This window comes from Streptomyces odontomachicola (assembly GCF_039605595.1).
Taxonomy (GTDB): Bacteria; Actinomycetota; Actinomycetes; order Streptomycetales; family Streptomycetaceae; genus Streptomyces.
Window position 1 is genome coordinate 18,499 of record NZ_JBCFOK010000007.1, and the last position, 25,749, is coordinate 44,247.

The 25,749-nt window shown below is 73.5% G+C and carries 21 protein-coding genes; 9 read left to right on the forward strand and 12 right to left on the reverse strand.

Translation table 11 applies throughout. From position 1 onward, the window contains the following. Positions 1 to 3: 3 nt before the first annotated feature. Positions 4 to 2,937: a cation-translocating P-type ATPase gene (locus ABEE00_RS14610; protein ID WP_345745883.1), complete on the forward strand. Its 2,934-nt coding sequence runs from the start codon at positions 4 to 6 to the stop codon at positions 2,935 to 2,937. Here ABEE00_RS14610 and ABEE00_RS14615 read toward each other — a convergent pair. Next, complete coding sequence (locus ABEE00_RS14615; RefSeq protein WP_345746183.1) at positions 2,877 to 3,641, reverse strand: GNAT family N-acetyltransferase; 765 nt, start codon at positions 3,639 to 3,641, stop codon at positions 2,877 to 2,879. The genes ABEE00_RS14610 and ABEE00_RS14615 overlap by 61 nt on opposite strands. A 144-nt stretch (positions 3,642 to 3,785) precedes the next feature. On the opposite strand from ABEE00_RS14615, the gene ABEE00_RS14620 reads away from it, so the two are divergent. After that, positions 3,786 to 4,340, forward strand: coding sequence for a GNAT family N-acetyltransferase (locus tag ABEE00_RS14620; RefSeq protein ID WP_345745884.1), 555 nt, complete (start codon positions 3,786 to 3,788; stop codon positions 4,338 to 4,340). Positions 4,341 to 4,399: 59 nt separating this feature from the next. Here the strand turns inward: ABEE00_RS14620 and ABEE00_RS14625 are convergent, their stop codons facing one another. After that, positions 4,400 to 5,839 carry an LCP family protein gene (locus ABEE00_RS14625; RefSeq protein WP_345745885.1) on the reverse strand — a complete coding sequence of 480 codons (1,440 nt, stop codon included), beginning with the start codon at positions 5,837 to 5,839 and terminating at the stop codon, positions 4,400 to 4,402. 156 nt (positions 5,840 to 5,995) lie between these two features. Here ABEE00_RS14625 and tatA point away from each other — a divergent pair, with 156 nt between their 5' ends. From tatA to ABEE00_RS14640, 3 genes are read left to right on the forward strand one after another with little or no spacing between them, the layout of a single operon-like run. Then, positions 5,996 to 6,307, forward strand: a complete 312-nt coding sequence (tatA, locus tag ABEE00_RS14630; RefSeq protein WP_345745886.1) for a Sec-independent protein translocase subunit TatA — start codon at positions 5,996 to 5,998, stop codon at positions 6,305 to 6,307. Between the two features lie 54 nt (positions 6,308 to 6,361). Next, positions 6,362 to 6,943 carry a hypothetical protein gene (locus tag ABEE00_RS14635; protein WP_345745887.1) on the forward strand — a complete coding sequence of 194 codons (582 nt, stop codon included), beginning with the start codon at positions 6,362 to 6,364 and terminating at the stop codon, positions 6,941 to 6,943. 34 nt (positions 6,944 to 6,977) lie between these two features. Next, on the forward strand, positions 6,978 to 8,165 hold the full coding sequence (locus ABEE00_RS14640; protein ID WP_345745888.1) for a glutathionylspermidine synthase family protein: 1,188 nt from the start codon (positions 6,978 to 6,980) through the stop codon (positions 8,163 to 8,165). 12 nt (positions 8,166 to 8,177) lie between these two features. On the opposite strand, the gene ABEE00_RS14645 is transcribed toward ABEE00_RS14640, so the two are convergent. From ABEE00_RS14645 to ABEE00_RS14660, 4 genes are read right to left on the reverse strand one after another with little or no spacing between them, the layout of a single operon-like run. Further along, a complete protein-coding gene (locus tag ABEE00_RS14645) occupies positions 8,178 to 9,185 on the reverse strand; it encodes a TIGR03842 family LLM class F420-dependent oxidoreductase (RefSeq protein WP_345746184.1) in 1,008 nt (335 codons plus the stop codon). A 29-nt stretch (positions 9,186 to 9,214) separates the two neighbouring features. Next, positions 9,215 to 10,621, reverse strand: a complete 1,407-nt coding sequence (hydA, locus tag ABEE00_RS14650; RefSeq protein WP_345745889.1) for a dihydropyrimidinase — start codon at positions 10,619 to 10,621, stop codon at positions 9,215 to 9,217. Next, a complete protein-coding gene (locus tag ABEE00_RS14655; RefSeq protein ID WP_345746185.1) occupies positions 10,618 to 11,898 on the reverse strand; it encodes an aspartate aminotransferase family protein in 1,281 nt (426 codons plus the stop codon). Before ABEE00_RS14655 ends, hydA begins: the two co-directional genes overlap by 4 nt. Positions 11,899 to 11,951: 53 nt before the next feature. Further along, positions 11,952 to 12,794, reverse strand: a complete 843-nt coding sequence (locus tag ABEE00_RS14660; protein WP_345745890.1) for a nitrilase-related carbon-nitrogen hydrolase — start codon at positions 12,792 to 12,794, stop codon at positions 11,952 to 11,954. Between the two features lie 244 nt (positions 12,795 to 13,038). Here ABEE00_RS14660 and ABEE00_RS14665 point away from each other — a divergent pair, with 244 nt between their 5' ends. From ABEE00_RS14665 to ABEE00_RS14675, 3 genes are all read left to right on the forward strand, one after another. Next, positions 13,039 to 14,652 (forward strand): alpha/beta fold hydrolase, encoded by a 1,614-nt coding sequence (locus ABEE00_RS14665; protein WP_345745891.1) that lies wholly within the window; start codon positions 13,039 to 13,041, stop codon positions 14,650 to 14,652. 72 nt (positions 14,653 to 14,724) lie between these two features. Beyond that, on the forward strand, positions 14,725 to 15,180 hold the full coding sequence (locus ABEE00_RS14670; RefSeq protein ID WP_345745892.1) for a MarR family winged helix-turn-helix transcriptional regulator: 456 nt from the start codon (positions 14,725 to 14,727) through the stop codon (positions 15,178 to 15,180). Beyond that, positions 15,177 to 16,646 (forward strand): MFS transporter, encoded by a 1,470-nt coding sequence (locus ABEE00_RS14675; protein WP_345745893.1) that lies wholly within the window; start codon positions 15,177 to 15,179, stop codon positions 16,644 to 16,646. The genes ABEE00_RS14670 and ABEE00_RS14675 overlap by 4 nt, the downstream gene beginning before the upstream one ends. A gap of 22 nt (positions 16,647 to 16,668) precedes the next feature. Here ABEE00_RS14675 and ABEE00_RS14680 read toward each other — a convergent pair whose 3' ends face one another. The 5 genes from ABEE00_RS14680 to ggt form a co-directional block, all read right to left on the reverse strand. After that, positions 16,669 to 17,976, reverse strand: coding sequence for a hypothetical protein (locus tag ABEE00_RS14680; protein ID WP_345745894.1), 1,308 nt, complete (start codon positions 17,974 to 17,976; stop codon positions 16,669 to 16,671). Between the two features lie 84 nt (positions 17,977 to 18,060). Beyond that, positions 18,061 to 20,181 carry a xanthine dehydrogenase family protein molybdopterin-binding subunit gene (locus ABEE00_RS14685; RefSeq protein ID WP_345745895.1) on the reverse strand — a complete coding sequence of 707 codons (2,121 nt, stop codon included), beginning with the start codon at positions 20,179 to 20,181 and terminating at the stop codon, positions 18,061 to 18,063. A gap of 5 nt (positions 20,182 to 20,186) precedes the next feature. Next, on the reverse strand, positions 20,187 to 21,374 hold the full coding sequence (locus ABEE00_RS14690) for an FAD binding domain-containing protein (RefSeq protein ID WP_345745896.1): 1,188 nt from the start codon (positions 21,372 to 21,374) through the stop codon (positions 20,187 to 20,189). Further along, complete coding sequence (locus tag ABEE00_RS14695) at positions 21,371 to 21,934, reverse strand: (2Fe-2S)-binding protein (RefSeq protein ID WP_345745897.1); 564 nt, start codon at positions 21,932 to 21,934, stop codon at positions 21,371 to 21,373. Before ABEE00_RS14695 ends, ABEE00_RS14690 begins: the two co-directional genes overlap by 4 nt. A 226-nt stretch (positions 21,935 to 22,160) precedes the next feature. Beyond that, entirely contained in the window at positions 22,161 to 23,996 is a 1,836-nt protein-coding gene (gene ggt, locus ABEE00_RS14700) for a gamma-glutamyltransferase (protein ID WP_345745898.1), read from the reverse strand. A 99-nt stretch (positions 23,997 to 24,095) separates the two neighbouring features. Between ggt and ABEE00_RS14705 the strand changes: the two genes are divergently transcribed. Next, complete coding sequence (locus ABEE00_RS14705; RefSeq protein WP_345745899.1) at positions 24,096 to 24,869, forward strand: hypothetical protein; 774 nt, start codon at positions 24,096 to 24,098, stop codon at positions 24,867 to 24,869. Here the strand turns inward: ABEE00_RS14705 and ABEE00_RS14710 are convergent. Beyond that, on the reverse strand, positions 24,844 to 25,749 hold the full coding sequence (locus ABEE00_RS14710; RefSeq protein ID WP_345745900.1) for an amino acid ABC transporter permease: 906 nt from the start codon (positions 25,747 to 25,749) through the stop codon (positions 24,844 to 24,846). The two genes, ABEE00_RS14705 and ABEE00_RS14710, sit on opposite strands and share 26 nt — an antisense overlap.

Below are 25,749 nucleotides of genomic sequence, written 5' to 3' on the forward strand. Positions count from 1 at the left end.
CACATGCCGTGGGGGTCTGAGCACGGGGCGCCGGCGCGGGAGCACGAGGCGGACACCGGTCCCGGCGGGTTCCCGCACGCGGCGCAGCGCACCCTGGCGGGTCCTGGACGCCGCCCCGGCACACCTCTGGAGGTGCTGCGCCGGCTGGAGACCGGGCCGCGCGGGCTGCTGGAGGCCGAGGCGGAGCGACGGCTCGCGCGGTACGGCGAGAACGTGCTGCCCGCCCAGCGCACCGCCCGCTGGCCGCGCCGCCTGGCCCGCGGCCTGCGCGATCCGTTCACCGCGATGCTGCTGCTCCTCGGGCTCGTCTCGGCCTCCATCGCCTCCTGGGCGACGGCCTGTGTGATCGCCGTGCTGGTCGCGGTGGCCTGCGGGCTGCGCGCCGCGGGCGAGTACCGCGCCGACCGCTCCGTCGCCGCGCTCGGCGAGCTGGTCGCCACCACGGCGACGGTGCAGCGGCGCGCGTACGAGGACGCCGCGCCCGCACCCCGCGAACTCCCCGTCGAACAGCTCGTACCCGGCGACGTCATCCGCCTCGGCCCCGGCGAACCAGTGCCCGCCGACGTCCTGTTGCTGCGCGCCACCGGCCTGCGGGTGGCGCAGGAGGCCCTCACCGGCGAGTCGGCACCCGTACCCAAGTACCCGGCGGATCCCGCGGGTCCGGCGAGTGCGGCAGGTCCAGCGGGTCGAGAAGGTCCAGCGGCCCCGGCGGGTCCGGCGCACCCCGCCCACCTGACAACCCAGGCCCCGGACGACGACCCCGTCGACTTCGATCACCCCGAGCTCTGCTTCCAGGGCAGCAGCGTGGCCTCCGGGCACGGCACGGCCGTGGTGCTGGCGACGGGCGCGGCCACCCGGTTCTCCGGCACCTGGCGCGGCCGGGAACCGCGCCACAACGGCGCCTTCGACCGCTCGGTGAACGGCGTCGCGTGGCTGCTCATCCGGCTCATGCTGCTGGCCCCTCCGGCCGCGCTGCTCGCGGACGCGGCGCTGCGCGGTCGCGGGCTGGCGACCGTGCCGTTCACCGTGGCCGTCGCGGTGGGACTGACCCCCGAGATGCTGCCGGTCGTCGTCACCACGGCGCTGGCCCGCGGCTCGGCCGTACTCGCGCGCAGCGGCACCGCGATCGTGAAGCGGCTGCCCGCGCTGCACGACCTGGGCGCGGCCGACGTGCTGTGCACCGACAAGACCGGCACCCTCAGCCAGGGCAGGCCGGTGCTGGACTGCGCGCTGGACGCGCGGGGCAACGCCGCGCCGGACGTCGCGCACTGGGCCGCGATGAACAGCATGTGGACCCTGCACCTCGCCGAACTGCCCGCGCCCGACGCGCTCGACGAGGCCCTGCTGGAGGCGGCCGAGCCGGGCGGGCTGCTGGACACCGAGACCTTCGCCGGGAGCCCGCGCGCGGGCGCCGAGGCCCCGGACGCGCTGTGGGAGTGCGAGCCGGTGGCCGCCGTTCCCTTCGACCCCGTACGCCGCAGTTCCTGCGCCGTCGTGCGGCGGCCAGGGCACACCGGGCGGCACACGCTCATCGTCAAGGGCGCGCCGGAGGACGTGCTGGAGCGGTGCGCGCGCGTACGGCTCCCGGACGCCGACGGCGGCCACCGCTATGCCGAGCTGGAAGGCGCCGAGCGGGAGCGGCTGCACGCGCTGGCCGCGGAGAAGGCCGGTGCGCAGGGGCTGCGGCTGCTCGCCGTGGCCGTGGCGGAACGGCCCGCGCGGCTGCGGCCCTACACGCCGGCCGACGAAAACGGCCTGGACTTCCTCGGGTTCGTGGGGCTGCGCGACGCGCTGACGCCCACCGCGGCCGAGGCCCTGGCCTCGCTCGCCGAGCAGGGCGTCGAGGTCAAGGTCCTCACCGGCGACCACCCCGGCACGGCGGCCCGCGTCTGCCGCGAACTGGGGCTGTACGGAGGCGAGCCCGGCTGCAAGGGGTCCGCGGACCACCCCGCGCTGACCGGCGCCGACATCGACCGGCTCGGCGACGCCGAACTCTCCGAGGCGGCGGCCCGCACCACCCTCTTCGCGCGCTGCACGCCCGAGCACAAGGCCCGCGTCGTCACCGCGCTGCGCGGCAGCGGGCGCACCACCGGCTTCCTCGGCGACGGCGTCAACGACCTGCCCGCGGTGCGCGCGGCCGACGTCGGCCTGTGCCCCAGGGACGCGGCGCCGGCGACCCGCGAGGCGGCCGACGTGGTGCTCGCCGCGAAGAACCTCACCTCCATCGGCAGCGCGGTCGCCGCGGGCCGCACGGCGAGCGGCAACGTCGCGACGTATCTGCGCACGGTGCTCTCCTCCAACCTCGGCAACGTCATCGCGATGCTCGCTGCCGGGCTGCTGCTGCCCTTCCTGCCCATGTATCCGGCGCAGGTGCTGGTGCAGAACCTCTGCTTCGACGCGGCCCAGCTCGCCTTCGCCTTCGACCGCCCGGCGCCGGGGTCGCTGCGCGCGCCCGCCGTGCTGCACCCGCGCGCGCTGCTGCGCTTCATCACGCGCTTCGGCCTGCTGAACGCCGCGGCCGACCTGGCGACCTTCGGCGTGCTGGCGCTCACCGTGCCCGGGTCGCTCGCGCCGGGCGGCGAAGTGTCCTTCCACTCCGGCTGGTTCACCGAGAACCTGCTCACCCAGGCCATGGTCATGCTCCTGCTCCGCTCGGGCCGGGGAGCCCCGGGCACGCCGCTGCCGGTGCGCCTCGCGGTCGCCGGCCTGGCCGTCTCCGGCCTCCTCCTCCCCCTCACGCCCCTGGCCTCCCCCTTGGGCCTGAGCCCGCTGCCGCCCGCCTACTACGCCCTGCTGGCCCTGGTCCTGGCGGTCTACGGCTATGCGCTGGCGCGGTGCGCCGGGGTGTGGAACGAGAGGGAGCACGGGAGGAGGGCTCAGGGCGTGACGGCGTGCTCGGTGAATTCGCCGCAGGGGCGGAAGCCCAGCCGCCGGTAGACCGGTTCGCCCTCCGCCGAGGCCTGCAGCACCGCGGTGCGGTGGTCCAGGTCCCGGGCCGTGTGCAGCGCGGCGAGGGTGACGGCGCCGCCGTAGCCGCGCCGGCGGTGGGCGGCCAGGGTGCAGATGTTGTAGATGCCGGCGACCCCCGCGTGCAGGAAGACCTCGCCCGAGCACACCGGGCGGCCCGCGGCGTAGCCGACCAGATAGCGGGCCGGGCAGTCCGGGGCCAGTGCCCGCGCGATGGACCGTACGAAGAAGCGGCGGACGGTGTCGGCCGGCGGGCTCCAGTTCGCGGCGAGGACTCCGGCGTAGTCGGCGAGCTGTTCCAGCGTGGTCACGGGCTGGATGTCCAGACCCTCCACGGCGGGCCGGGGCAGGGCGCCGTCCAGCTCGGCCCACATGGCCGTCTCCCGCTCGGCGGCGGGCAGCCCGGCGGCAGCGAGCCGGTCGCTCAGGTCGGACGGCGCCGAGGCTGGACCCACCCACCAGGAGAACCGGCGGCCGGTCGCGGCCACTTCCCGTGCGGTCCCGGTGATGCGTACGGGGGCCGTGTCCGGGGTGAAGCGGGCCAGGGCGACGATGTTGAACGTGTCGTCGTCGAGACCGCTGTCCGCGACCAGCAGGTCGTCGGTCTCCGTGACGGTGGCGCCCGGCGTGCCGCGGTGCAGGTGGCAGGCGTGCTCGGCCAGGTTCCTCTCCATCCTGGCGAGCAGGTCGGGCCCGGCGGTGTGCGGGGTGTTCGGTGCGTTCATGGTGGAAGATCCCAGCATGGCCGGGCGAGGGCCGCACAGGAATTTGGCGGCGCGCCGAGCACCGATACGGGTCACCGGTGTGAGAATCCGCGGATGACTCCGACCCATGACGATCCCGAACCGGTCACCCTCCGGCCCGCCGACGCCGAACTCCGCCCCGTCATCGAGCAGTTGGCGCAGCTCTACCGGCATGACATGTCGGAGTTCCTCGGGCATCTCCCGGAGGCCGACGGGAGGTTCGGGTTCCGGGGGCTGTCGCGGTTCTTCGAGGAGCCGGGGCGCGAGGCCCTGCTGATCGGGGTGGGCGCGGCGCCGGGCGGGTTCGTGCTCACCCGGCGGATGTCCGAGGGGCCGACCTCGATCGGGGCGTTCTTCGTCGTACGGGCGCTGCGCAGGCGCGGCGTGGGCCGCCGGGCCGCCCTGGAGCTGCTGCGCTCCCGGCCCGGCGCCTGGGGCATCGCCTTCCAGGAGGCCAACGCGGGGGCCGCGCGGTTCTGGCGGGGCATCGCCGCGGAGGCCGTGGGCGAGGACTGGCGCGAGGAGATCCGCCCTGTGCCGCCGACGGCCCCCGCCGGCCTGCCGCCCGACCACTGGATCTTCCTGGACACGACGGCGGGGGCCGGCCGGCCCGCGTACGACCGGCCGTAGCCGTACGCGGCCGGCGACGGAGTCGGGGCCCAGGACGGAGACCCGGGCCCCGACTCCCCTCACCCGTACGACAGATCCGCGCACACGTCGTCGTCGGCCGACCTGTTCTTGCCCGAGGCCGGGGGCGCGTCGCGGCTCGCGTAGTCGTCGCCGAGGGTGACCGTGACCCCGGGGGTCTGCCCCTCGGTGACCTTTGCTCCGGGGAACAGGCGGGCCGCCTTCTGCGCGCCCTCCTTCTCGCCGGGCCCGTACGAGACGGCTGTGGTCGGCACCTGCGTACCGTTGCCCGTCCCCGTGACCGTGAAGCCGTGCTCCTTGAGCTCCCCCGCGGCGCGCGCCGCGAGTCCGGAGACGGCGGTCCCGTTGGACACCCGCACCTGCGTGCCCTCCCCCGACACGGCCTTCTTGGAGGCGCCGGAGGAGCCCTTGCCCCCGCCGCCGCCCCCGCCCGACGTGAGCGGGCGGTCGTTCTTGAGGTCGGCCCACAGCTTGTCGGCGGCGGGCTTGTCGACGCCGATCCGGGCGCCCGCGTAGTGCGAGGGCAGGGTCACGAACTTCGTGTTGTGCAGGTCGATGTCCTTCATCTGCATCGCAAAGGCAACCATCTTCCGCGCCGAGCCCAGCTCCTCGTCCACGGTCATGGACTTCACCGCCGCCTCGGCCAGCGGGAACAGCGTGCCCGGCGAGAAGCCCTGGTCCTTGACCTTCTTCATCAGGCTCGCCACGAACGCCTGCTGGCGCTTGATGCGGCCGATGTCGGAGCCGTCCCCGATGCCGTGCCGCAGGCGCACGTAGTCCAGCGCCTTGCGCCCCTCGACGGTCTGCTTGCCCTCGCGGAAGACGCGCTGCCCCTTGGCGCCCTTGTTGGGGTTGAGGTCGCCCTCGTAGATGTCGTTCGGCACGCACACCGGCACCCCGCCGATCGCGCTGGTCACCCCGGCGAACCCGGAGAAGTCCACGACCACGGTGTGATCCACCCGCAGCCCCGTGAGGTGCTCCACGGTGTTCTGCGTGCAGGCCGGGTTGCCCTCGGCGGTCTGCCCCACCGTGAAGGCGCTGTTGAACATCACGTTGCTCTGCGGCTGCGTCCAGCCGCCCTTCGGCTCCTTGCAGGCGGGTATGTCCACCAGCGCGTCGCGCGGGAAGGACACGGCGACCGCGTGCTTCTGGTCGTCGTATATGTGGAGCAGGAACGCGGTGTCCGAGCGGCCCACGTCCCCCTTCCCCCCGCCGAAGTCGCTGTTCTTGCCCGAGCGCGAGTCGGAGCCGATGACCAGCACGTTCTGACCGCCCGCTCCCTGGCCCGGCCGGTCCTTGCTGAGCCCGTCGGTGCCGAAGGTGCTGATGTCGCCGTCCAGGCGCAGATACACCCACCCCGCGCCCGCAGTGAGCAGCACCAGGAAGGACAGGCCCGCCGCGAGGGCTCTGGCCCGCCTCGGCCGCCCGCGCCCGTTTCCGCGCCGCCGCCCTTGGGCCGCCGCCCTGTGACTTCCCGCCATGTCCGACCTCGACCGTCTCGCTCGTACGACGTGCCAGCGCCGGGGCGGAAAAACGCGCGCCCCGGCGGGACGGAGCCCGCAGGGGATGCCGCGCACCCCGGCTTGTATAGTTGCGCAATGTAGCAAGTCTTAAAGCGGCGGAAGGAAACGGCCACGATGCTGCGCAACGGCCTGGAGCCCTGGCACCTGCTGATCGTGGTGCTCGTCTGCGTCATCCTGTTCGGCTCCAAGAAGCTGCCGGACGCCGCGCGGTCGCTCGGCAGGTCCGTACGGATCCTCAAGAGCGAGACGCGCGCCATGCGGCAGGACGGAACGGACGGCGGGGCGGAGAACGGCACGGAGGACGCCACTCGGAAGGGCGCGGAGGAACCCGCGGAGAAGGGGGCGGACGGGGGCAGTCCCGAGGCCCTGACCAGCACGGAATCCCGGAATGTGACGGAGGACGCCTCGCGTACGCCGCGTACCTGACACTAGGCTGGCGCGCGGTCAACGCATCGTCAGCACGGGGGAGTTGTACGGGTCATGGCACCGCACGCCCAGTCCGCACCGTCCACGCAGGCACCGTCCGCACAGGCGCCGTCCACGGAGGCGGCGTCCACGCGGGCGCGGGAGTCCTCGGCGCGCAAGGCACCGCGCTCGCGCCCGCGCGCCCTGCGCTCCAGCACGGTGATCCTCGGCAGCATGGGCGCGCTCGCCGCCGCGCTGTCCGGGTGCGCCTCGGAGCCGGACAAGCGCTGCGTGGACCGCGACAGCTACGACGCCGTCCGCGGCTACAAGACGCTCAGCGCGAGCGAGTGCGCACCCGGCGGCGCGCAGTCCGGCGCCACCACGCAGAGGTCCAGCACGCACAAGACCGACGCGATGCAGGCCAACGCGACGCAGACCCACGTGACGCAGACCCACGCGGTGACCGACCGGTCCCCCGCGTCCAAGCCCCGCACCGCGCGCGCCGCCGGCACCGAACCGCGCTGGTACTACGGCGGCGAGGTGGAGGGGCGCCGCGCCGAGGGCGGGACCTTCAGCCACGATCTGGCCGTGGAGCGCGGCGGGTTCGGCTGCGACGACGATGACTCGTCCTCCTCCGGCGGAAGCTTCGGCGGCTGACGGCGGCGGAACGCACGAGGAACGGGCCCCGCGCATGGAACGGCACCGCATCGAACCGCGCCCCGACTGGCAGGAAACCGTCGAGGAGCAGGGCTGCATCTACCCGCTGACCCGCTTCCCCGACGGCTCGCTGCGCCCCTACTGGGACGAGAGCGCGTACTACGCGTTCACGCTGCCCGAGGTCGAGGCGCTGGAGGACGTCGTCGAGGAGCTGCACGGGATGTGCCTGGCGGCGGCCGCGCACATCGTGGAGCACGGCCGCTTCGCCGACCTCGGCATCACCGACCCGGCGATCGCCGCGCGCGTCGCGGAGTCCTGGCGCCGCCGCGCCGAACTGCCCAGCCTGTACGGGCGCTTCGACCTGCGGTACGACGGCCGGGGCGGCCCGGCGAAGCTGCTGGAGTACAACGCGGACACGCCGACCTCACTGGTGGAGGCGGCGTCGCCGCAGTGGTTCTGGATGGAGGACCGCTTCCCCGGCGCCGACCAGTGGAACTCGCTCCACGAGCGGCTGGTGGACGCGTGGAAGAAGCACGCCCCGCTGCTCCCTCCCGGCGCTCCCCTGCACTTCGCGCACTCGGCGAGCGACGAGCTCGGCGAGGACCTCATGACGGTGGCCTACCTCCAGGAGACCGCCGAACAGGCCGGACTCGAAACCGTGGCCATCCCGGTCGAGGAGATCGGCTGGGACCGGCTGTCCGGCCGCTTCGTGGACCAGCGCCTCAAGTTCATCCGCGCCTGCTTCAAGCTGTACCCCTGGGAGTGGCTGGCGACCGACACCTTCGGCGGCCATGTGCTGGACACCCTGGACAACGGCGGAGGCACCGGCAGCACCCTGTGGATCGAGCCCGCGTGGAAGATGCTGCTCTCCAACAAGGCGCTCATGGCGATCCTCTGGGAGCTCTACCCGGAGCACCCCAACCTGCTGCCCGCGTATCTGGACGGCCCGCGCGAACTCGCCGCCGGCACCGGCTGGGCCGCGAAGCCCCTGCTGGGCCGCGAGGGCGAGGGCGTCACCCTGCACGAGGCGGGCTCGGAGCCCGGGGTGCGGGACGAGCCCTGCTGCTACCAGGCCCTGTGCCCGCTCCCCGACTTCGACGGCAACCGCACGGTGCTCGGTGCCTGGGTGGTGGACGGCGAGGCGGCGGGTCTGGGCATCCGGGAGTCCGAGGCGCTGGTCACCGACGAGTACGCGCGCTTCCTGCCGCACGTGATCCTCTAGCCCGCGCCGCACTCAACTCCCGTCGGCCAGCGCGGGCATGACCTCCTCCCCGTACGCGTCCACCGTCCGCTCGATCGCGTCGTGCATCGCGTACACCGCGAACTGGTCGACGCCCAACTCGCGCAGCTCCCGCAGCCGTTCCACGTGCGCCTCGGGCGGGCCCAGCAGGCAGAAGCGGTCCACGATCTCGTCCGGCACGAAGGCCGTGTCGGGGTTCCCGGCGCGGCCGTGGTGCGCGTAGTCGTAGCCCTGGCGGGACTTGATGTACGAGGTCAGCGCGCCGGGGACGGCGTCCGAGGTCTCCCCGTAGCGGGCCACCAGGTCGGCGACGTGGTTGCCGACCATGCCGCCGAACCAGCGGCACTGCTCCCGCGCGTGCGCGAGGTCGTCCCCGACATACGCGGGAGCGGCCACGCAGATGGTGACCCCGGAGGGGTCGCGGCCCGCCTCCGCCGCCGCCTCGCGCACGGCGCGCACCATCCAGCCGGTCAGATACGGGTCGGCGAGCTGGAGGATGAAGCCGTCCGCCTCACGTCCCGCCATGGCCAGCGCCTTCGGCCCGTACGCGGCCATCCACACCGGCAGCCGCCCGCCCTCCACCCACGGGATGCGCAGCCGGTGCCCTTCGAGGTCCGTCTCGCGCCCCTCGGCCAGGTCGCGGATGGTGCGCATGGCCGCGCTCAGCCGCGCGAGGGTCGTGGGCCTGCGCCCCGCGAAGCGCATGGCCGAGTCACCGCGGCCGATGCCGCACACCGTGCGGTTGCCGTACATCTCGTTGAGCGTGGCGAAGGTGGAGGCGGTCACCTCGGGCGCGCGCGTCGCGGGGTTGGTCACCATCGGGCCGACCGTGAGCTCCCGTGTGTGCTCCAGGATGCGCGCGTACAGCGTGAACGGCTCCTGCCACAGCACGGCGGAGTCGAAGGTCCAGCCGTACCGGAAGCCCCGCGCCTCGGCCCGCCGCATCAGCTCGACGGTGCGCGAGGAGGGCGGGTCCGGCTGGAGTACGAGGCCGAAGTCCATGGTCATCGACGGAACCCCATTTCGCCTGGTCAGCCCAGCAGTTGGCAGATGCCGCGCGGCACATAGCGGCCGTGGCCCGCGCGCCCGGTGAACTCGCGGCGGTCGATGACCGTCTCGCCGCGTGACAGGACGGTCTCCACCCGTCCGGTGATCCGCTTGCCCTCGTACGCCGAGTAGTCGACGTTCATGTGGTGCGTCTCCGCCGACAGGGTCTGCTCGGCGTGCGGGTCGTAGAGCACCAGGTCGGCGTCCGAACCGGGCGCGAGCGTGCCCTTCTTCGGATACATCCCGAACATCCGCGCCGGCGTCGCGCAGGCCAGCTCGATCCAGCGGCGACGGGTCAGATGTCCCTCCACGACGCCCTGGTGGAGGAGGTCCATGCGGTGCTCCACGCCCGGCATCCCGTTGGGGATCTTGGAGAAGTCACCGCGGCCCAGCTCCTTCTGGCCCGAGAAGCAGAACGGGCAGTGGTCGGTGGAGACCACCTGGAGGTCGTCCGTGCGCAGCCCCCGCCACAGCGCCGCCTGGTGCTCGCGCGGCCTGAGCGGCGTGCTGCACACGTACTTCGCTCCGCCGAAGTCCGGCTCGGCGAGGTTGTCGGTGGAGAGGAAGAGGTACTGCGGGCAGGTCTCACCGAAGACCGGGAGGCCCATGCGGCGCGCCGCGGACAGCTCCGCGACCGCCTCCTCGGCCGACACGTGCACCACGTACAGCGGCGCGCCCGCCACCCGCGCGAGCTGGATCGCGCGGTGCGTGGCCTCGGCCTCCAGCAGCACCTTGCGGACCTCGCCGTGGTGCCGCGGGTCGGTCTCGCCGCGGGCCAGGGCCTGTTCGACCAGGACGTCGATGGCGATGCCGTTCTCCGCGTGCATCATGATCAGCCCGCCGTTGGCGGCCGAGCGCTGCATCGCGCGCAGGATCTGCCCGTCGTCGCTGTAGAAGACGCCGGGGTACGCCATGAACTGCTTGAAGGAGGTGACCCCCTCCTCCACCAGCAGGTCCATCTCCTTGAGCGTCCCCTCGTTCACATCCGAGAGGATCATGTGGAACGCGTAGTCCACGGCGCACTGCTGGTCCGCCTTGGCGTGCCACATGTCCAGGCCCTCGCGCAGCGGATGCCCCTTGGTCTGCACGGCGAAGTCCACGATCGTCGTGGTGCCTCCCCAGGCAGCGGCGCGGGTGCCGGTGGCGAAGTCGTCGGAGGAGAAGGTCCCGCCGAACGGGAAGTCCATGTGCGTGTGCCCGTCCACGCCGCCCGGCAGGACGTACCTGTCCGTCGCGTCCAACTCCCGCGCGTCGCCCCACGCTTGTGCCGCGTCGCTGCCGTGCGCGGCGAGCGCCGCGACCCTGCCGTCCTCGATCAGGACGTCCGCGTGCACCTCGTCCGCTGCGGTGATCACGAGCCCGCCGCGCACCACCGTCCTGTCGCCGGTCATGACCTGCTCCCTCCGAGCCTCGCGTCGGCCGCGCGCAGCGCGCCCTCCAGGATTCCCGCGCCCTCCTCGGCCTCGGCGACCGTGAGGGTCAGCGGCGGGGCGATGCGCAGCACGCTGCCGGTGGCGTGCCCGCCGCCCTTGCCGACCAGCAGCCCGCCCTCGCGCGCCGCCTCCAGCACGTACGAGGCGGCCTCGGGCGACGGGGTGTCGCCGCCGGGCAGCACCAGCTCGACCCCGATCATCAGGCCGCGCCCGCGCACCTCTCGTACGACGCCGAGCGGGGCTGCCGCGGCGCGCAGCCGCTCCAGCAGCAGGCCGCCGACGCGGCGCGCGTTGCCCTGCAGGTCGTGTTCCAGCACGTGGTTGAGGTTGGCGTTGGCCGCGGCCATGGTGACGGGGCTGCCGCCGAAGGTGGAGAGGGAGTTGGCGCCGAGGCAGTTCATGACCTCGGCGCGGGCCACCACGCCGCCGACCGACATGCCGTTGCCGATGCCCTTGGCGAAGGTGACGATGTCCGGCGGCCCTGCCCTGTCGTGCGCCTGCCAGCCCCAGAAGTGATCCCCGGTCCTGCCCCACCCCGTCTGCACCTCGTCGCTGATCCACAGGATGCCCTCGCGCTGGAGCACCTCGCGGAAGGCGCCGAACAGCCCGTCGGGCGGCGAGGTGAACCCGCCCACGCCCTGCACCGGTTCGGCGATCAGCGCGGCGACGTTGCCCCGGGTCTGCCCGAGCACGTCCTCCAGGTCCTCCACGCAGGCCGCGGTGAACTCCGCGTCGCCGAGGTGCGCGAAGGGCCCGCGGGTGCGCACCGAGCCGTGGACGTAGAGGGTCTGGAGCGGCGAGAGGCTGGTCGCCGACCAGGAGCGGTTGCCGGTGATGCCGACCGCGGAGAAGGAGCGCCCGTGGTAGCTGTTGCGCATCGCCAGCACCTGGTTGGAGCTGCGGTAATTGGTGGCGAGCAGCAGCGCGGTGTCGTTGGCCTCGGTGCCCGATGTGGTGAAGAAGACCCGCGCGTCGGGGATGCCGGAGAGCGCCGCGATGCGCTCGGCCAGGTCCACCATGGGCCGGTTGAGATAGAGCGTGGAGGTGTGCAGGATGCGCCCGGCCTGCTCGCTGACCGCCTTGGTGACCTCGGGCAGCGCGTGCGCGGTCATGGTGGTGAGGATGCCGCCGAAGAAGTCGAGGTAGCGGTTGCCCTCGCCGTCCCACACATGCCGGCCCTCGCCGTGGGTGATCTCGATGGGCCGCTGGTAGTTGAGCGCCATCCAGTCGGGCATGACGGCGCGGTGCCGGTCGTAGAGCTCGCCGGGCGCCCCGTGCGGTGCGTGCGTCACGGCCGCACCAGCCCCTCGTACGCGTCGGGGCGGCGGTCGCGGTAGAAGGCCCACTGCTGCCGCACCTCGTCGATCAGCCCGAAGTCGAGGTCGCGCACGACGAGTTCCTCCTCCTTGTCGCTGGCCACGTCGCCGACGAACTGGCCGCGCGGGTCCACGAAGTAGCTGGTGCCGTAGAAGTCGTTGTCGCCGTACTCCTCGGTGCCGACCCTGTTGATCGCGGCGATGAAGTACTCGTTCGCGACAGCGGCCGCCGGCTGTTCGAGCTGCCACAGGTACGAGGAGAGGCCGCGCGAGGTGGCCGAGGGGTTGTAGACCAACTGGGCCCCGGCGAGCCCGAGTTCCCGCCACCCCTCGGGGAAGTGCCGGTCGTAGCAGATGTACACGCCCACACGTCCGACCGCCGTGTCGAAGACCGGCCAGCCGAGGTTGCCGGGGCGGAAGTAGAACTTCTCCCAGAAACCCTTGAGTTGGGGGATGTGGTGCTTGCGGTAGCTGCCGAGCACCGTGCCGTCCGCGTCGATGACCGCCGCGGTGTTGTAGTAGAAGCCCGAGCCGTCGACCTCGAAGACCGGCACCACGACCACCATGCCGGTCTCCCGCGCGAGCTCCCGCATCCGCCGCACGGTGGGCCCGTCCGGCACCGGCTCGGCCCACCTGTAGTGCCCGGGGTCCTGCACCTGGCAGAAGTACGGGGCGTTGAAGACCTCCTGGAAGCCGATGACCCGCGCGCCCTGCGCGGCCGCGGCGCGCGCGTGCTCCTCATGCTTCCGGATCATTGACTCGGTATCGCCGGTCCAGGTCGCCTGGACCAGCGCGGCGCGCACGACCTCGGGCATGAGCAGCTCCTCCGTAAGGGCAGCGGCATGTGCGACACGCGTAGATCACGTGAGGCTGTGACCGTAAGTCCGCTTGTGGGCGGTGACAAGACCACTCGCGCGACACCGGCGAATCGGCCACCTTTCGCCGTACGCGACTTCGTTACCCGCACGTAACCTACCGACGGGTTACCTCGGGTAAGCAACTCGCCTTACTCTCCAGTCACTTCGGTCCCCCACAGGACGACGACGTCTGGAGCCGCTCATGGCCTCGTCCGGCACGCCACGGATCCCCCGCTCCCTCACCCGCCGCGGCACCGGCGGCCGCCGCTCCGCTCTCACCGCGCTCGCCGCCGGAATCGTCGCGACGGGCTCGCTGGCCGCCGCGCCCGCGGTGCGCGCCGACGACAAGCCCGCGCAGGCGCCCGGCGTCCGCTTCGTCGACATCGCCGGGGACGGCGGCACCACGCTCAAGGCCAACGTCGTCACCCCCTCCGGCGCGCGGCCCGGCGAGCGCTTCCCCGTCGTCGTGCTGCCCACGAGCTGGGGCATGCCGCAGGTCGAATATCTGGCGCAGGCGAAGAAGTTCGCCGACTCCGGCTATGTGGTGGTCAGTTACAACGCGCGCGGCTTCTGGCAGTCCGGCGGGAACATCGAGACGGCCGGGCCCGAGGACGTGCGGGACGCCTCCAAGGTCATCGACTGGGCCCTCGCCCACACCCCCGCCGACCCCTCCAAGGTCGGCATGGCGGGCGTCTCGTACGGCGCGGGCATCGGGCTCCTGGCGTCGGGCCACGACAAGCGGATCAAGTCCGTGGCCGCGCTGAGCGGCTGGGCCGACCTGATCGGCTCCATCTACAGCGGCCGTACGCAGCACGCCCAGGCGGCGGGGCTGCTGGGCGGCGCCGGCGCGCTCACCGGGCGCCCCAGCCCCGAACTCAAGCAGGTGCTCAAGGACTTCCTCTCCTCCAACCTCGCGAAGGAGGACGAGATGATCGCCTGGGGGAAGAAGCGCTCGGCGGCCTACGAGCTGGACCGCATCAACCGCAACAAGCCCGCGATCATGATGGGCAACGCCTGGGGCGACTCGATCTTCCCGCCGAACCAGTACGCCGACTTCTTCGAGAAGCTCAAGGGCCCCAAGCGGCTGGAGTTCCGTCCGGGCGACCACGCGACGGCCGAGGCGGGCGGGCTGCTCGGGCTGCCCAACGACACGTGGACCAGCGCGCACCGCTGGTTCGACCGCTACCTCAAGGGCGAGCGCAACGGCGTGGACCAGGAGGCCCCCGTACGCCTCAAGTCCCGTTCCGGCGGCGGCTACGAGGGCTATCGGAGCTGGTCGGACGTGCCCTCGGGCAGCCGCACCCTCGACCTCGCCGCGCCCCGGAAGATCAACGGCCGGGACTCGGGAGCGGACGGCGGCGTGATCTTCCTGTCCAGCATCCTGGACCAGTTCCTCAAGGCGCCGCCCGGCGTATCGCTGCCGCTGCTGCCCCGCGAGCGGGCGGCCGTGTGGAAGAGCGCGCCGTACGAGAAGGGGCTGAAGGTACGGGGCACGCCGCGGCTGAACACCACCGTGCGGAGCGCGAAGTCCAGCGGCACGGGCATCGCGTACCTCTACGACGTGGGCCCGCTCGGCGGCGGGAAGCTGGTCACGCACGCGCCGTTCACCTTCCACGACAAGGAGCCGGGCAAGGCGTTCCCGGTGTCGGCGGACCTGTTCTCGACGGCGTACGACGTGCCCAGGGGACACAGGCTGGCGCTGGTCGTGGACGGGGCCGATCCGCTCTACATCGACCACAATTCCTCCGGCTCCCGCCTCTCCTTCTCCTCGCCGGAGGGGCGGCCGTCCCGGCTGGAGGTGCCGACCGGGGACTGACGCACCTCCCGGAGCCGGAGGACTCGACAGGGAAACTTGCAAGTTTCCCTGTCGAGATTTACCGTCGGCCGCATGGGAAGGGACAGCGCTCACAAGGGCGCCCAGGACAGCGGCCACCTCGCGGCCGACCTCGCGGTGACCGTGGGCGGCCTGCACCGCAGGCTCCGCGCCGCGTCGCCCACCGAGGACGGGCTGACCCCCTCGCAGCGCGCGGTCCTGCACCGCATCGACGCGGAGGGCCCCACCACCATCGCCGCGCTCGCCCGCGCCGAGCTGGTCCGCCCGCAGTCCATGCGGGCCACCCTCGGCGTGCTGGAGGAGCACGGCATCGTCGAGCGCAGCCCGCATCCGACCGACGGGCGGCAGGTCGTCTTCGCCCTCACCCAGCTCGGGCGGGACACCCTGGCCACGGTGCGCAGGGCCAAGTACGACTGGCTGGCCGAGGCCGTGGACACCCGCCTCACGGCGGACGAGCGCCGCACGCTGGCCGAGGCGAACGAGCTGATGAAGCGCCTGATGCAGCAGTGAGCGGGATAGCCAGGGGTACGGCGAGCGGCGCGGGCGCCGCGGACACAGGAACCCCGGGCGCGGACACCGCGCCCCGTACCGCGGCCGGCCCCGCCGATCCCGGGGACCGCTCCCCCTTCGGCGCCCGCCTCATGACGCCGCTGCTGCTCGGCGCGGTGCTCAACCCGGTCAACTCCACGATGATCGCCACGGCGCTGGTCGCGATCGGCCGGGCCTTCGGTGTCGGTGCCGCCGACACCGCGTGGCTGGTGGCCTCGCTCTACCTGGCCAGCGCCGTCGCGCAGCCCACCATGGGCAAGCTGGCCGATCTGCTCGGCGCGCGGCGGGTGTTCCTCGCCGGGCTGCTGGTCGTGGTGGCCGCGGGGCTGGTCGGCGCCCTCGCGCCCGCCTTCGGGTGGCTGATCGCCTCCCGTGTGCTGCTGGGGATCGGTACGTCGGCCGCGTACCCGTGCGCCATGGCGATGCTGCGGCTGCGCGCGGCGCGGCTCGGGCGGCAGGTGCCGCGTACGGTGCTCGCGCGGCTCTCCCTCGCCTCGCTCGGCAGCGCGGCCGTGGGCCCGGTGCTGGGCGGCGCGCTCGCCGCGACGCTGGGCTGGCGCGCGATCTTCGCCGTGAACATCCCGGTGGCGCTGATCGGCCTGCTGCTCGCGCTGCTGTGGCTGCCCCGCGACGACGGGAGCGCGGCGGAGGACCGGGAACACGGCGCGGCACACTCCCTCGACCCGCTCGGCATCGCCCTGTTCGCGGCGACCCTCACCGTCGGGATGCTCTTCCTGATGGACCTCGCGCACCCGGAGTGGCTGCTGCTCCTGCCCGCCGCCGCGCTCGGCTGCGCGCTGGTGTGGTGGCAACTGCGCACCCCGCGGCCCTTCCTGGACCTGCGGATGCTCGCCGGCAACGGCCCGCTGGTGCGCACCTATGCGCGCCACGGGCTCGCGTACCTGGTCATCTACTGCGTCATGTACGGCTTCGCGCAGTGGCTGGAGGAGGCGCACGGCATGTCCTCCTTCCATGCCGGGCTCGTCACCCTCCCCATGTCCGTGGCGGCGGCGGTGTGTTCGCTGCTCGGCGCCCGCACGAAGGGCATCGCGGGGCCGCTGGCGCTGGCCGCCGTCGTGCTGCTCGCCGGAAGCGGCGTGCTGCTGCTCTCCGGGCACGGCACCCCGCTGCCCGTGCTGCTCGCGGCGGCCGTGCTCTTCGGGCTCCCGCAGGGCCTCGCCGGGACCGGCAACCAGGCGGCCGTCGCCGCGCAGGCGCCCCGCGACGGCGTGGGCGCGGCCGCGGGGCTCCAGCGCACGGCGCAGTACATCGGCGCGATCACCGCGTCCAGCCTGATCGCGCTGTGCTACGGGGCCCGCGCCACCGACGCGGGGCTGCACCAAGTGGCCACCGTCACGGCCGTGTTGAGTGCGTTGCTGATCGTCCTGACCGCGACGGACGGCGCGTTGCGGGCGCGGGGGCGCTGAGGGGGCGAGGGGCGCAGAGCGCCTAGGCATGTTCCGGAACCCCCGGCAGTCCCGTACCCCGCAGCGCGTTCGCCGTGGAGTCGTAGGCGTGGGGCGAGACCTCGCGGGCCGCGGAGAGCAGTGCCGGGACCAGGACCCGCGGCCCCGCGTGGGCCGCGGACGCCGTCTCCACCGGCGTACGGGAACGGATCAGCGCCGCGAGCAGCGTGCCGAGCTCGGTGAAGCGGCCCGCCCCGTGCAGCTCCAGCGCCGCTTCCGCCACCTCCTCCACGGGGCGCGCCACCCCCTGCCGCAGCAACTGGGCGCACTCGGCGTCCCGCCCCGTCGCGGCGAGCGCGTCGGCCGCCGCCGCGAGCTCGCGGGGCGGAAGGCAGGCCGCCTCCCACAGCAGGGTCGTACCGTCGGCCGCCCACCCCGCGGCGTCCAGCTCCCCCACCAGCACGGCGAGCTCCAGGGCCGGTCCGCGGGCCGCGGCGCACAGCCGCACATGCGCCCCTCCCGCGCGGTCGGCGCGGTGCAGCGCCGCGAGCTCGCGCAGCACGTCCCGCGCGCGTTCCCGCGCGACGTCGAGCTCCTCCGCGTCGGGATCACGGTGCACGGGACCCGCGTCGTCCACCGCCCCCGCGAAGCGCGCGCCGCCCTGCGGGGCCGCCGCACCTCCCGCCTCCATGCCAGGCGGTACGAGCGAGGGCCCCGGATCCTCCCCCGCACCCTTCACCCCGGCGAACCGCGAACCGCCGCCCCGCGCCCGCCTCTCGACCGGGGCCGGGGCGGGGCCCGGGGCGGGGACGGGGTCCGGGTCCGGGGCGGGGCCCGCGTCAGGAGACGGGCCGGTGACCGGGGTCGCCGGCCGTCCCCCTTCCAGCCGCGCCCGCAGCTCCGCGCAGCGGGCCTCGGTCCGCTCGCGGTAGTCACGCGCCCACGCCGCCTCGGAGGCGGACGCGCCCTCCGCCAGGAGTCCGCGCTCACGCACCGCCGCGGCCTCCCGTTCCCTCTCGGCCGCCCGGAGGCGCCCGCGCAGCGCCTCCTCACCGCCCGCCCGTTCGTCGTACGCGGCAACCGCGCGCGGGTAGCTCTCGCCCAGGCGCCGCCGCGCCGCGTGCGCCGTCCCGGCGCCGTGCCGGACCGCCACGTCGTGCAGCAGCGAGGCGAGCACGTCCCACGGCGGGACCTCCCGCCCCTCCAGACAGTCCCGCAGCCCGGCCGGATCACCCCCGGCGAAGACCGCGTACCAGCCCTCCCGCGGATCGAGCAGCCCGGTCAGCCGCCGCAGTTCCCCGGCGAACGCTTCCAACGGGCATGCGGCGGCGCGCTGTTGAGACATGGGCATGCGACGCATGCAACACCCGCGGTGTTACGACCCGCGTTACGCGCGGGCTACACCCTCCTTTCCGTTCCCTCCCCGCCCCCGGGCTCAGCCCACCAGGTCGGGCACCGAGACCGGCAGCCTCCGCACCCGCACGCCCGTCGCGTGGTACACCGCGTTGACCAGCGCGGGGGCCACGCCGACCGCGCCCAGCTCGCCGATGCCCTTCGCGCCGATCGCGCTGGCCACCGGGTCGTGGTCGTCGACGAAGGACACATCGAGCGCGGAGGGAGGGGGCACGTCGGCGTTCACCGGAACCACGTACCCCGCCAGGTTCTTGCTGGTGAAGCGGCCGAAGCGCTCGTCGAATCGGGAGTCCTCCAGCAGCGCCTGGCCGATGCCCCAGGCCATGCCGCCGGTCATCTGGCTGCGCGCGGCGAGCGGGTTCACGATGCGGCCCGCCGCGTAGACGCCGGTGCAGCGTGCCACGCGTACGGTGCCGAGCTGCTCGTCCACCCGCACCTCGGCGAACACGGCGCCGTACGTGTGCGTGGAGTAGCCCGCGCGCTCCGTGGTGTCGGGCCGCCAGGACGCCTCGGCCACCAGTTCCTCGCCGGCCCCCGGGCGGTCCCCTGTCTCCAGCATCCCGCGCAGCTTGACCGCGGCGGCGTGCACGGCCGAGCCGAGGCCCATGGTCGAGGTGGAGCCCGCGGTGATCGGGGTGTCCGGCAGGTCCGAGTCGCCCCACTCCAGGCGCCGCACCTCCTCGGGCCGCACGCCCAGCACCTCGCCGACGATGGTGGCGATCATCGCGGGCTGCCCGGTGCCGATCTCCTCGGTCGCGGCCTCCACCATGATCCGCCCGCCCCGGTCCACGCCGACCCGCGCGAGGGTGGGGCCGGGAGGGAAGGTCTCCATGGTGGCCGCTGCCATGCCCCAGCCGATCAGTTCGTCGCCCTCGCGCCAACTGCGCGGCTCGGGCGCCCTGTTCGCCCTCTCCGCCCAGCCGAAGCGCTCGGCGCCGGTGCGCAGGCACTCCCGCAGCTTGCGCGAGGAGAAGGGCAGCCCGCTCATGGGGTCGGCCTCCGGCTCGTTGCGCAGCCGCAGTTCGACGGGGTCCAGGCCGGTGGCCCAGGCCAGCTCGTCCATCGCGCACTCCAGCGCGAACATGCCGGGACCCTCGTGCGGCGCCCGCATCGGCGTGGGCATCGCGCGGGTCAGATGCCGGACGCGGCGCCGGACGCGGATCGCGGGAGAGGCGTACATCCAGGTGGACCCCGGGGTCGTCTCCTCGCCGTGGTCGCCGTCCAGCGCGCTCGCGTTGACAGAGCGGTGCTCCAGCGCGGTGAGCCGTCCCTCCTCGTCGGCGCCGAGGGTGACGGTCTGGCGGGTGCGCGGCTGGTGGCCGCAGGCGGTGAACATCTGGGCGCGGGTGAGCACCAGCTTCACGGGGCGGCCCACCGCCCTGGCAGCGGCCGCCGCCAGGACCTGATGCGGCCACACGAAGCCCTTGCAGCCGAAGCCGCCCCCGGTGAACGGGCAGATCACCCGCACGTCCTCGGGGCGCACCCCGAAGACCGCGGCCAGCGCGTCCCGCGTGCCGGTGATCGACTGCACGCTGTCGTGCAGCGTGAGCCTGTCGCCCTCCCAGCGCGCGTGCGTGGCCGAGGGCTCGATGGGGTTGTGGTGCCGGTCGGCGGTCTCGTACGTCTCGCGCACGGTGGTGTGCGCCGCGGCCAGCCCGGCGCCGAGGTCGCCGCGCTCCTCCTCGGGCGGCGTGATGTTCACCCGCGGGACCGCGTCCTCCGCGCCCTCGAAGGCGCGCACCTGCTCGGTGCGGTCGTACTCCGCGCGCACCAGCCGGGCCGCGTACCGCGCCTGTTCGCCCGTCGCGGCGAGCACGATCGCCAGCGGCTGGCCCTCGTAGCGCACCCGCGCGGCGAGGCCGCCGTGCATCGGCAGCAGCGGCTGGCCCAGCGGGAACGGCGTCTCCAGCGCCATCGGCGGCAGGTCGGCCGCCGTCAGCACCGCGGTCACGCCGGGCGCGGCGAGCGCGGCTTCGATGTCGAGCGAGGCGATGCGCGCGTGCGGCACGGCGGCGGTGACCAGCGCCGCGTGGTCGGCGGGGTCGAGTCCCGCCGCCGTGGTGTCGCCGGCGTAGCGCGCCGTCCCGGTCAGCTTCTCGGGCCCGTCGGGCCGCCGGTACCCCGCGGGGGGCGTCTCCGTCACGCTCATCACCGCTCCCCCTCCCCGGTGCCTCGCCCGGTGTCCGGTCCGGTGTCCGGCTCGCTGTCGGTCGTGTGCCTGTCCACGGTTTCGGAGTCCGTCGTGTGCCGGTCGGCGGCGCCGACGTCGGTCGTGTGCCGGTCCGTCGTGCCGACGTCCGTGGTGTGCCGGTCCGTCGCGGTGCCTCCGCCGTCCTCCGCGTACGCCGCCTCGCGCAGTGCCCGCAGCGCGGTGCGCAGGGCGAGTTCGCGCTTGTACGCGTTCCGGCCGCCCGGCAGCGGGCGCGCCTCGTCGAACGACCGCTCCAGCGCGCGCCGTTGGCCCGCCACGTCGTCGGGCCCGACGCCCGCCAGCGCCTCCTCGGCCGCGTACAGCCGCCACGGCCGGTGCGCGACGCCGCCGAGCGCGATCCGTACGGAGCCGAAGGCGCCGCCCTCCATGCGCGGCAGCACCACGGCAGCCGAGACCAGCGCGAACTCGTACGAGGCGCGCTCGCGCACCTTCACATAGCGGGACCTGCGCGTGGCGCTCCCCCACGGCACCCGCACCTGGGTGATCAGTTCGCCGGGCCGCAGCACGGTGTTCCGGTGCGGCGGCGCGTCCTGCGGGGTGAGGTGGAACTCGGCGGCCGACAGGGTGCGCCGCCCTCCCGCCGCGTCCTCGGTGCGGATCTCCGCGTCCAGCGCGGCGAGCGCCACCGCGAGGTCGGAGGGGTGGGTGGCCACGCACTCCTCGGTCCAGCCGAAGAGCGCGTGCCGTTCGGTCTCCCCCGACATCAGCGCGGCGCATCCCGAGCCCGGGGTGCGTTTGTTGCAGGGCAGCTCACCGTGCTCGGCGCGGAAGTACGGGCAGCGGGTGCGCTGTTGGAGGTTGCCGCCGAGGGTGGCCATGTTGCGCAACTGCGGTGAGGCGCCGAGGAGCAGCGCCTGCACCAGTACGGGGAAGGCCGCGGCCTCCGGGTGCGCGGCGACCGCGCTCATCCGGGCCGTGCCGCCGAGCACGAGGTGGCTGCGGGACGCGGTCACCTCGTCCAGGGGCAGGGCGCCGATGTCCACCAGGCGGTCGGGCTCCTCGATGCCCTCCTTCAGCCAGTTGAGCAGCTCGGTGCCGCCGGCCAGCGGCTGGGTACCGGGCTCGGCGAGCGCGGCGAGCGCCCCCGCGAGATCGGCCGCCCGCTCGTACGCGAACTCCCTCATGTCCCGCCACCGCCCTCCCCCTCGCCGAACCGCACCGCGCCGCCGCCGGCCGGTCCACGGTCGCCCGCGCCGCCGTCACCCGAGACGGCCGCGGCCGCCGCGACCGCCGCCGTGATCTGCGGGTAGGCCGCGCACCTGCACAGATTGCCGCTCATCCACTCGGCGATCTCCTCGGCGCTGCCCGTGTGCCCCTCGCGCACGCACGCGACGGCCGACATGAGCTGACCCGGCGTGCAGTAGCCGCACTGGAACGCGTCGTGCTCGTGGAACGCCTGCTGCATGACGCGCAGTTCGCCGCCGGCCGATGCCAGGCCCTCGACCGTTCCCACGTCGCGGTCGGCGGCCGACAGCGCCAGGGTGAGGCAGGACAGCACCCGCTTCCCGTCCAGGTGCACCGTGCAGGCACCGCACTCGCCCCGGTCGCAGCCCTTCTTCGCGCCGGTCAGACCCAGCCGCTCGCGCAGCAGGTCGAGCAGCGTCATCCGCGGGTCCACACCCGTCAGTTCGCGCTTCTCCCCATTGACCGTGAGGAACACGGTCCGTTCACCATGAGTGCTCATACGAGGCTTCATAGCGAAGAACCCCCGCAAGACAACCTTTCGGGCAGGAAGTTCACTTACGGATTCCGCCATGCTTCCCGCCGCGGCGGCGGGCGACCACAGCCCAAGGGGCCGGCGGTGACGGCGGGTCACGCACCGGCCCCAGTGGCGCAGAGGGAATCAAGCGCGAAGTGTCACGCAGCGGGACGGCGGTCCGCCCCACGAGGGGGCGAGACCACGCGACCGGTCACGGAGTCGGACGCACCACCATCGCGCTGCCCCCGCCACGCCGCTCACGCTCAGCGGCAGCCAGCCAGCGGCCGTCCGGCAGGCGCTGGATCCCCGTCGCGGCGCCGATCTCGTCGGTGCGCTTGAACTTGTGGCCCAGCGCCTCCAGTTGCTTCGCGACCGGGCTCCCGTACAGCTTCGGCTCGGCCTCCGTCTCCGCCGCGTTCCGCTGCGACAGGCGCGGCGCGGCGATCGCGTCGACCAGCGGCATGCCCCGGTCCACGTGGTTGACCAGCGTCTGGAGCACCGTGGTGATGATGGTCGCGCCGCCGGGCGAGCCCAGCGCCAGCGCCGGCTTCCCGTGCTTCATCACGAGCGTCGGCGACATCGAGGAGCGCGGCCGCTTGCCGGGCCCGGGCAGGTTGGGGTCAGGCACGCCCTTCTGCGCGGGCGCGAAGGAGAAGTCGGTCAGCTCGTTGTTGAGCAGGAAGCCGCGCCCCGGCACGGTGATCCCGCTGCCGCCGGTCTGCTCGATGGTGAGGGTGTACGTGACGACGTTGCCCCACTTGTCGGAGGCCGTCAGATGCGTGGTGTTGGGGCCCTCGTACGTCGTCGGCGCGGCCTTCCCTCCCTTGTCGCAGCGCTCCGGGTGGCGCGGGTCGCCGGGCGCGAGCGGGCTGGTCAGCGCCTTGTCGTCGCGGATCAGGCACGCGCGCGAATCGGCGAACCTCTGCGAGAGCAGCCCCTTGGTGGGCACGTCCTCCTGGGTGGGATCGCCGACCCACCGGCCGCGGTCGGCGAAGGCGATGCGGCTCGCCTCCAAGTACCGGTGCAGGTACTGCTTTTCACTGAGCTTGCTCATCCTGCTGCGCTCGAGGATGTTGAGCGCCTCGCCCACGCTGGTCCCGCCGGAGGAGGAGGGGGCCATGCCGTACACGTCGAGCCCGCGGTACCTGCTGTGCGTCGGCCTCTGCTCGCGCACGCGGTACTCCCGCAGGTCCCGCTCGGTCATGTCGCCCGCGCGGACGTTCCGCTGCGCGCCGTCCCGCACCGGGGGCTTGCGCACCGTGCGTACGACGTCCTTGCCCAGGTCACCGCGGTACATCGCCGCGGGGCCCTTGCGGGCCAGCTCCCCGTACGTACGCGCCAGGTCGGGGTTCTTGAGGGTCGAGCCGACCTCGGGGAGCTTGCCGCCGGGCAGGAACAGCTCGGCCGTCGCGGGGAAGTCGCGGAAGCGCTTCTCGTTGTCCGCTGTCTGCTTGCGGAAGGTCTCATCGACCCGGAAGCCCTTCGACGCCAGCCGCTTCGCGGGCTCGAGCGTGTCGCCGAGCCGCTTGCTGCCCCACTTGTCCAGCGCGGACTGCCAGGTCGCGGGCGTGCCCGGGGTGCCGACGCCGAGTCCGCTGGTGACCGCCTCGTCGAAGGGCAGCGGCTTGCCGTCCTTGCCGAGCAGCAGGTTCTCATCGGCGCTGAGCGGCGCCTTCTCGCGGCCGTCGATCGTGCCGACCTTGCCGGTCCTGGCGTTGTAGTGCACGAAGTAGCCGCCGCCCCCGATGCCCGAGGAGTACGGCTCGGTCACGCCCAGCGCGGCCGCCGTGGCCACCGCCGCGTCCGTGGCGTTGCCGCCCTTGCGCAGCACCTCGATCCCGGCGGCCGAGGCGTCGGCGTCCACGCTGGAGACGGCTCCGCCGCTGCCGACCGCGACGGGCGACTTGGCCGGCGGGCTCGAACTCCCGCCGCTCTGCGAGGAGTCGGGGGCCGGTGCCGTTCCCGCCGTCAGCGTGCCGACGGCCGCTGCCGCCGCGGTGAAGGCGGCGAGGAGTCTGGCGGAGTGGCGCTGGCGCTGACGCCGCATGGTGCACCTCCAGGAGACGGAAGTTCCAAGATCCACGAAGCCTAGCCGGATGTCGCGGACGCGTCAGCACATCACGGAACCGGCAAGTACGCTCCGGCCATGGTCGAAAATCTCCGCGAGATCCTGCTCGGCGTGCTCACCGCCGTGCTGACCGCCGCGCTGGGCTGGACCGGCCGTACGTTCCTGTGGCGCAGGAAACTCCGGCGCAAGCAGCGGTTCTTCGGACTGCCGGACGAGTCCGCCTGCCTGCTCGTGGTCAACAGGCACGCCAGCGCCCCGAGCGACCACTCGGTGAACCGCCGCGACGTGTACGCGCTGCTGGAGCTCTCCGCGGTGATCAAGGAGTGCGGCGCGCACGCGGAGTTCGTCTCGCACGACGCGGCACGCCAGGGCTTCGGCGAGCGCACCGAGTTCTGCATCGGGGGCCCGACCTCGAACCGCCGCACCGCGGCCCACCTCCAGGCCCTGCTCCCCGGCGTGCGGGTCAACACCGAGCACGGACTCGGCCCCGACGGCGGCGCGTTCACCGTCGGCTCCGAGCGCTACCGGTACGAGGACGGCCTGCGCGAGCACGTGCTGCTGGCCCGCCTGACCGCGGGGCGGAACGGGGGCACCCGCCCGGTGTTCCTGATCTGCGGCCAGAGCGCCATCACCAACCAGGCGGCGGCCCGCCATCTGGCCAGGAACTACGCGCAACTGGCCCGCAAGCACGGCACCGACCGCAGCTTCTGCCTGGTCCTGAAGGTGGTCAACTCCCAGGCGTACGGCCCCGACGTGGTGGAACAGGTCGCGGACGTCTCCTCGGCGGCCCTGAGCCCGCTGCCCCACGCCGCGCCGAACCCCCGTACTACCGAGAGGAACCCGGCATCGTAGGCCCGGCCTGCCCCACCTGCTGCTCGTCCAGGTCCACGGCCTCGGTCTTCACGTTCCTGCGCTCCCGCTGCGCGACCCAGCGCGCGAACCAGGAGAGCAGCATGCACAGGCCGATGTAGATCGCCGAGATCACCAGCACCACGGGGATGAACGGCATCCCGTAGTCGAGGTTGATGGCGATCAGCTTGCCCGCGTGCAGGAACTCCTCGTAGGTGATCAGGTAGCCGAGCGAGGTGTCCTTCAGCGCGACCACGAGCTGGCTGATGATCGTCGGCAGCATGGCGCGCACCGCCTGGGGCACCAGCACATGCACCATGACCTGCGTCTTGCGCAGCCCGAGCGCGTACGCCGCCTCCCGCTGGCCCCGGTCGACCGAGTGGACGCCCGCGCGGAAGACCTCGGCGAGCACCGAGCCGTTGTAGAGCGCGAGCCCCGCCACCAGCGCGGGCAGCGCCTGCACCTGGAGCGCCACGAAGATGAAGAAGATCATCACCAGCAGCGGCATGGCACGGAAGAACTCCACGAACAGCGTGGCGATCCAGCGCACCGCCCTGTGGTCGGACAGCCGCCCGGCCGCCAGCACCGCGCCCAGCACCAGCGCCAGCACCGCGCCGCAGGCGAACGCCTTGAGCGTGTTGCCGAGCCCCCGCAGCAGCAGCTCCTGGATGCCCGCGTACGTGAAGGGCCGCCACCGGATCGCGGCGAACTGCCCGGTGTGCACGAGCAGTCCGACCGCCAGCACCAGGAGCACCACGATGACGGCCGCGGTGAGCACCCCGTACAGCAGGTGCCGGGCGCGCGCCTTGGGGCCCGGGATGTCGTAGAGCGCGCTGGCCCTGGCCTGGAGCCTGCTCCGCGGCGACCGTGTCAGCAACGTCAA

Excerpts from the sequence above, each read along its gene's own strand:
- ABEE00_RS14610 (WP_345745883.1), top strand. The coding sequence starts at position 4 with ATGCCGTGGGGGTCTGAGCACGGGGCGCCGGCGCGGGAGCACGAGGCG.
- ABEE00_RS14615 (WP_345746183.1), bottom strand. The coding sequence starts at position 3,641 with ATGGAGAGGAACCTGGCCGAGCACGCCTGCCACCTGCACCGCGGCACG.
- ABEE00_RS14620 (WP_345745884.1), top strand. The coding sequence starts at position 3,786 with ATGACTCCGACCCATGACGATCCCGAACCGGTCACCCTCCGGCCCGCC.
- ABEE00_RS14625 (WP_345745885.1), bottom strand. The coding sequence starts at position 5,839 with ATGGCGGGAAGTCACAGGGCGGCGGCCCAAGGGCGGCGGCGCGGAAAC.
- tatA (WP_345745886.1), top strand. The coding sequence starts at position 5,996 with ATGCTGCGCAACGGCCTGGAGCCCTGGCACCTGCTGATCGTGGTGCTC.
- ABEE00_RS14635 (WP_345745887.1), top strand. The coding sequence starts at position 6,362 with ATGGCACCGCACGCCCAGTCCGCACCGTCCACGCAGGCACCGTCCGCA.
- ABEE00_RS14640 (WP_345745888.1), top strand. The coding sequence starts at position 6,978 with ATGGAACGGCACCGCATCGAACCGCGCCCCGACTGGCAGGAAACCGTC.
- ABEE00_RS14645 (WP_345746184.1), bottom strand. The coding sequence starts at position 9,185 with ATGGACTTCGGCCTCGTACTCCAGCCGGACCCGCCCTCCTCGCGCACC.
- hydA (WP_345745889.1), bottom strand. The coding sequence starts at position 10,621 with ATGACCGGCGACAGGACGGTGGTGCGCGGCGGGCTCGTGATCACCGCA.
- ABEE00_RS14655 (WP_345746185.1), bottom strand. The coding sequence starts at position 11,898 with ATGCCCGACTGGATGGCGCTCAACTACCAGCGGCCCATCGAGATCACC.
- ABEE00_RS14660 (WP_345745890.1), bottom strand. The coding sequence starts at position 12,794 with ATGCCCGAGGTCGTGCGCGCCGCGCTGGTCCAGGCGACCTGGACCGGC.
- ABEE00_RS14665 (WP_345745891.1), top strand. The coding sequence starts at position 13,039 with ATGGCCTCGTCCGGCACGCCACGGATCCCCCGCTCCCTCACCCGCCGC.
- ABEE00_RS14670 (WP_345745892.1), top strand. The coding sequence starts at position 14,725 with ATGGGAAGGGACAGCGCTCACAAGGGCGCCCAGGACAGCGGCCACCTC.
- ABEE00_RS14680 (WP_345745894.1), bottom strand. The coding sequence starts at position 17,976 with ATGCCCATGTCTCAACAGCGCGCCGCCGCATGCCCGTTGGAAGCGTTC.
- ABEE00_RS14690 (WP_345745896.1), bottom strand. The coding sequence starts at position 21,374 with ATGAGGGAGTTCGCGTACGAGCGGGCGGCCGATCTCGCGGGGGCGCTC.
- ABEE00_RS14695 (WP_345745897.1), bottom strand. The coding sequence starts at position 21,934 with ATGAGCACTCATGGTGAACGGACCGTGTTCCTCACGGTCAATGGGGAG.
- ggt (WP_345745898.1), bottom strand. The coding sequence starts at position 23,996 with ATGCGGCGTCAGCGCCAGCGCCACTCCGCCAGACTCCTCGCCGCCTTC.
- ABEE00_RS14705 (WP_345745899.1), top strand. The coding sequence starts at position 24,096 with ATGGTCGAAAATCTCCGCGAGATCCTGCTCGGCGTGCTCACCGCCGTG.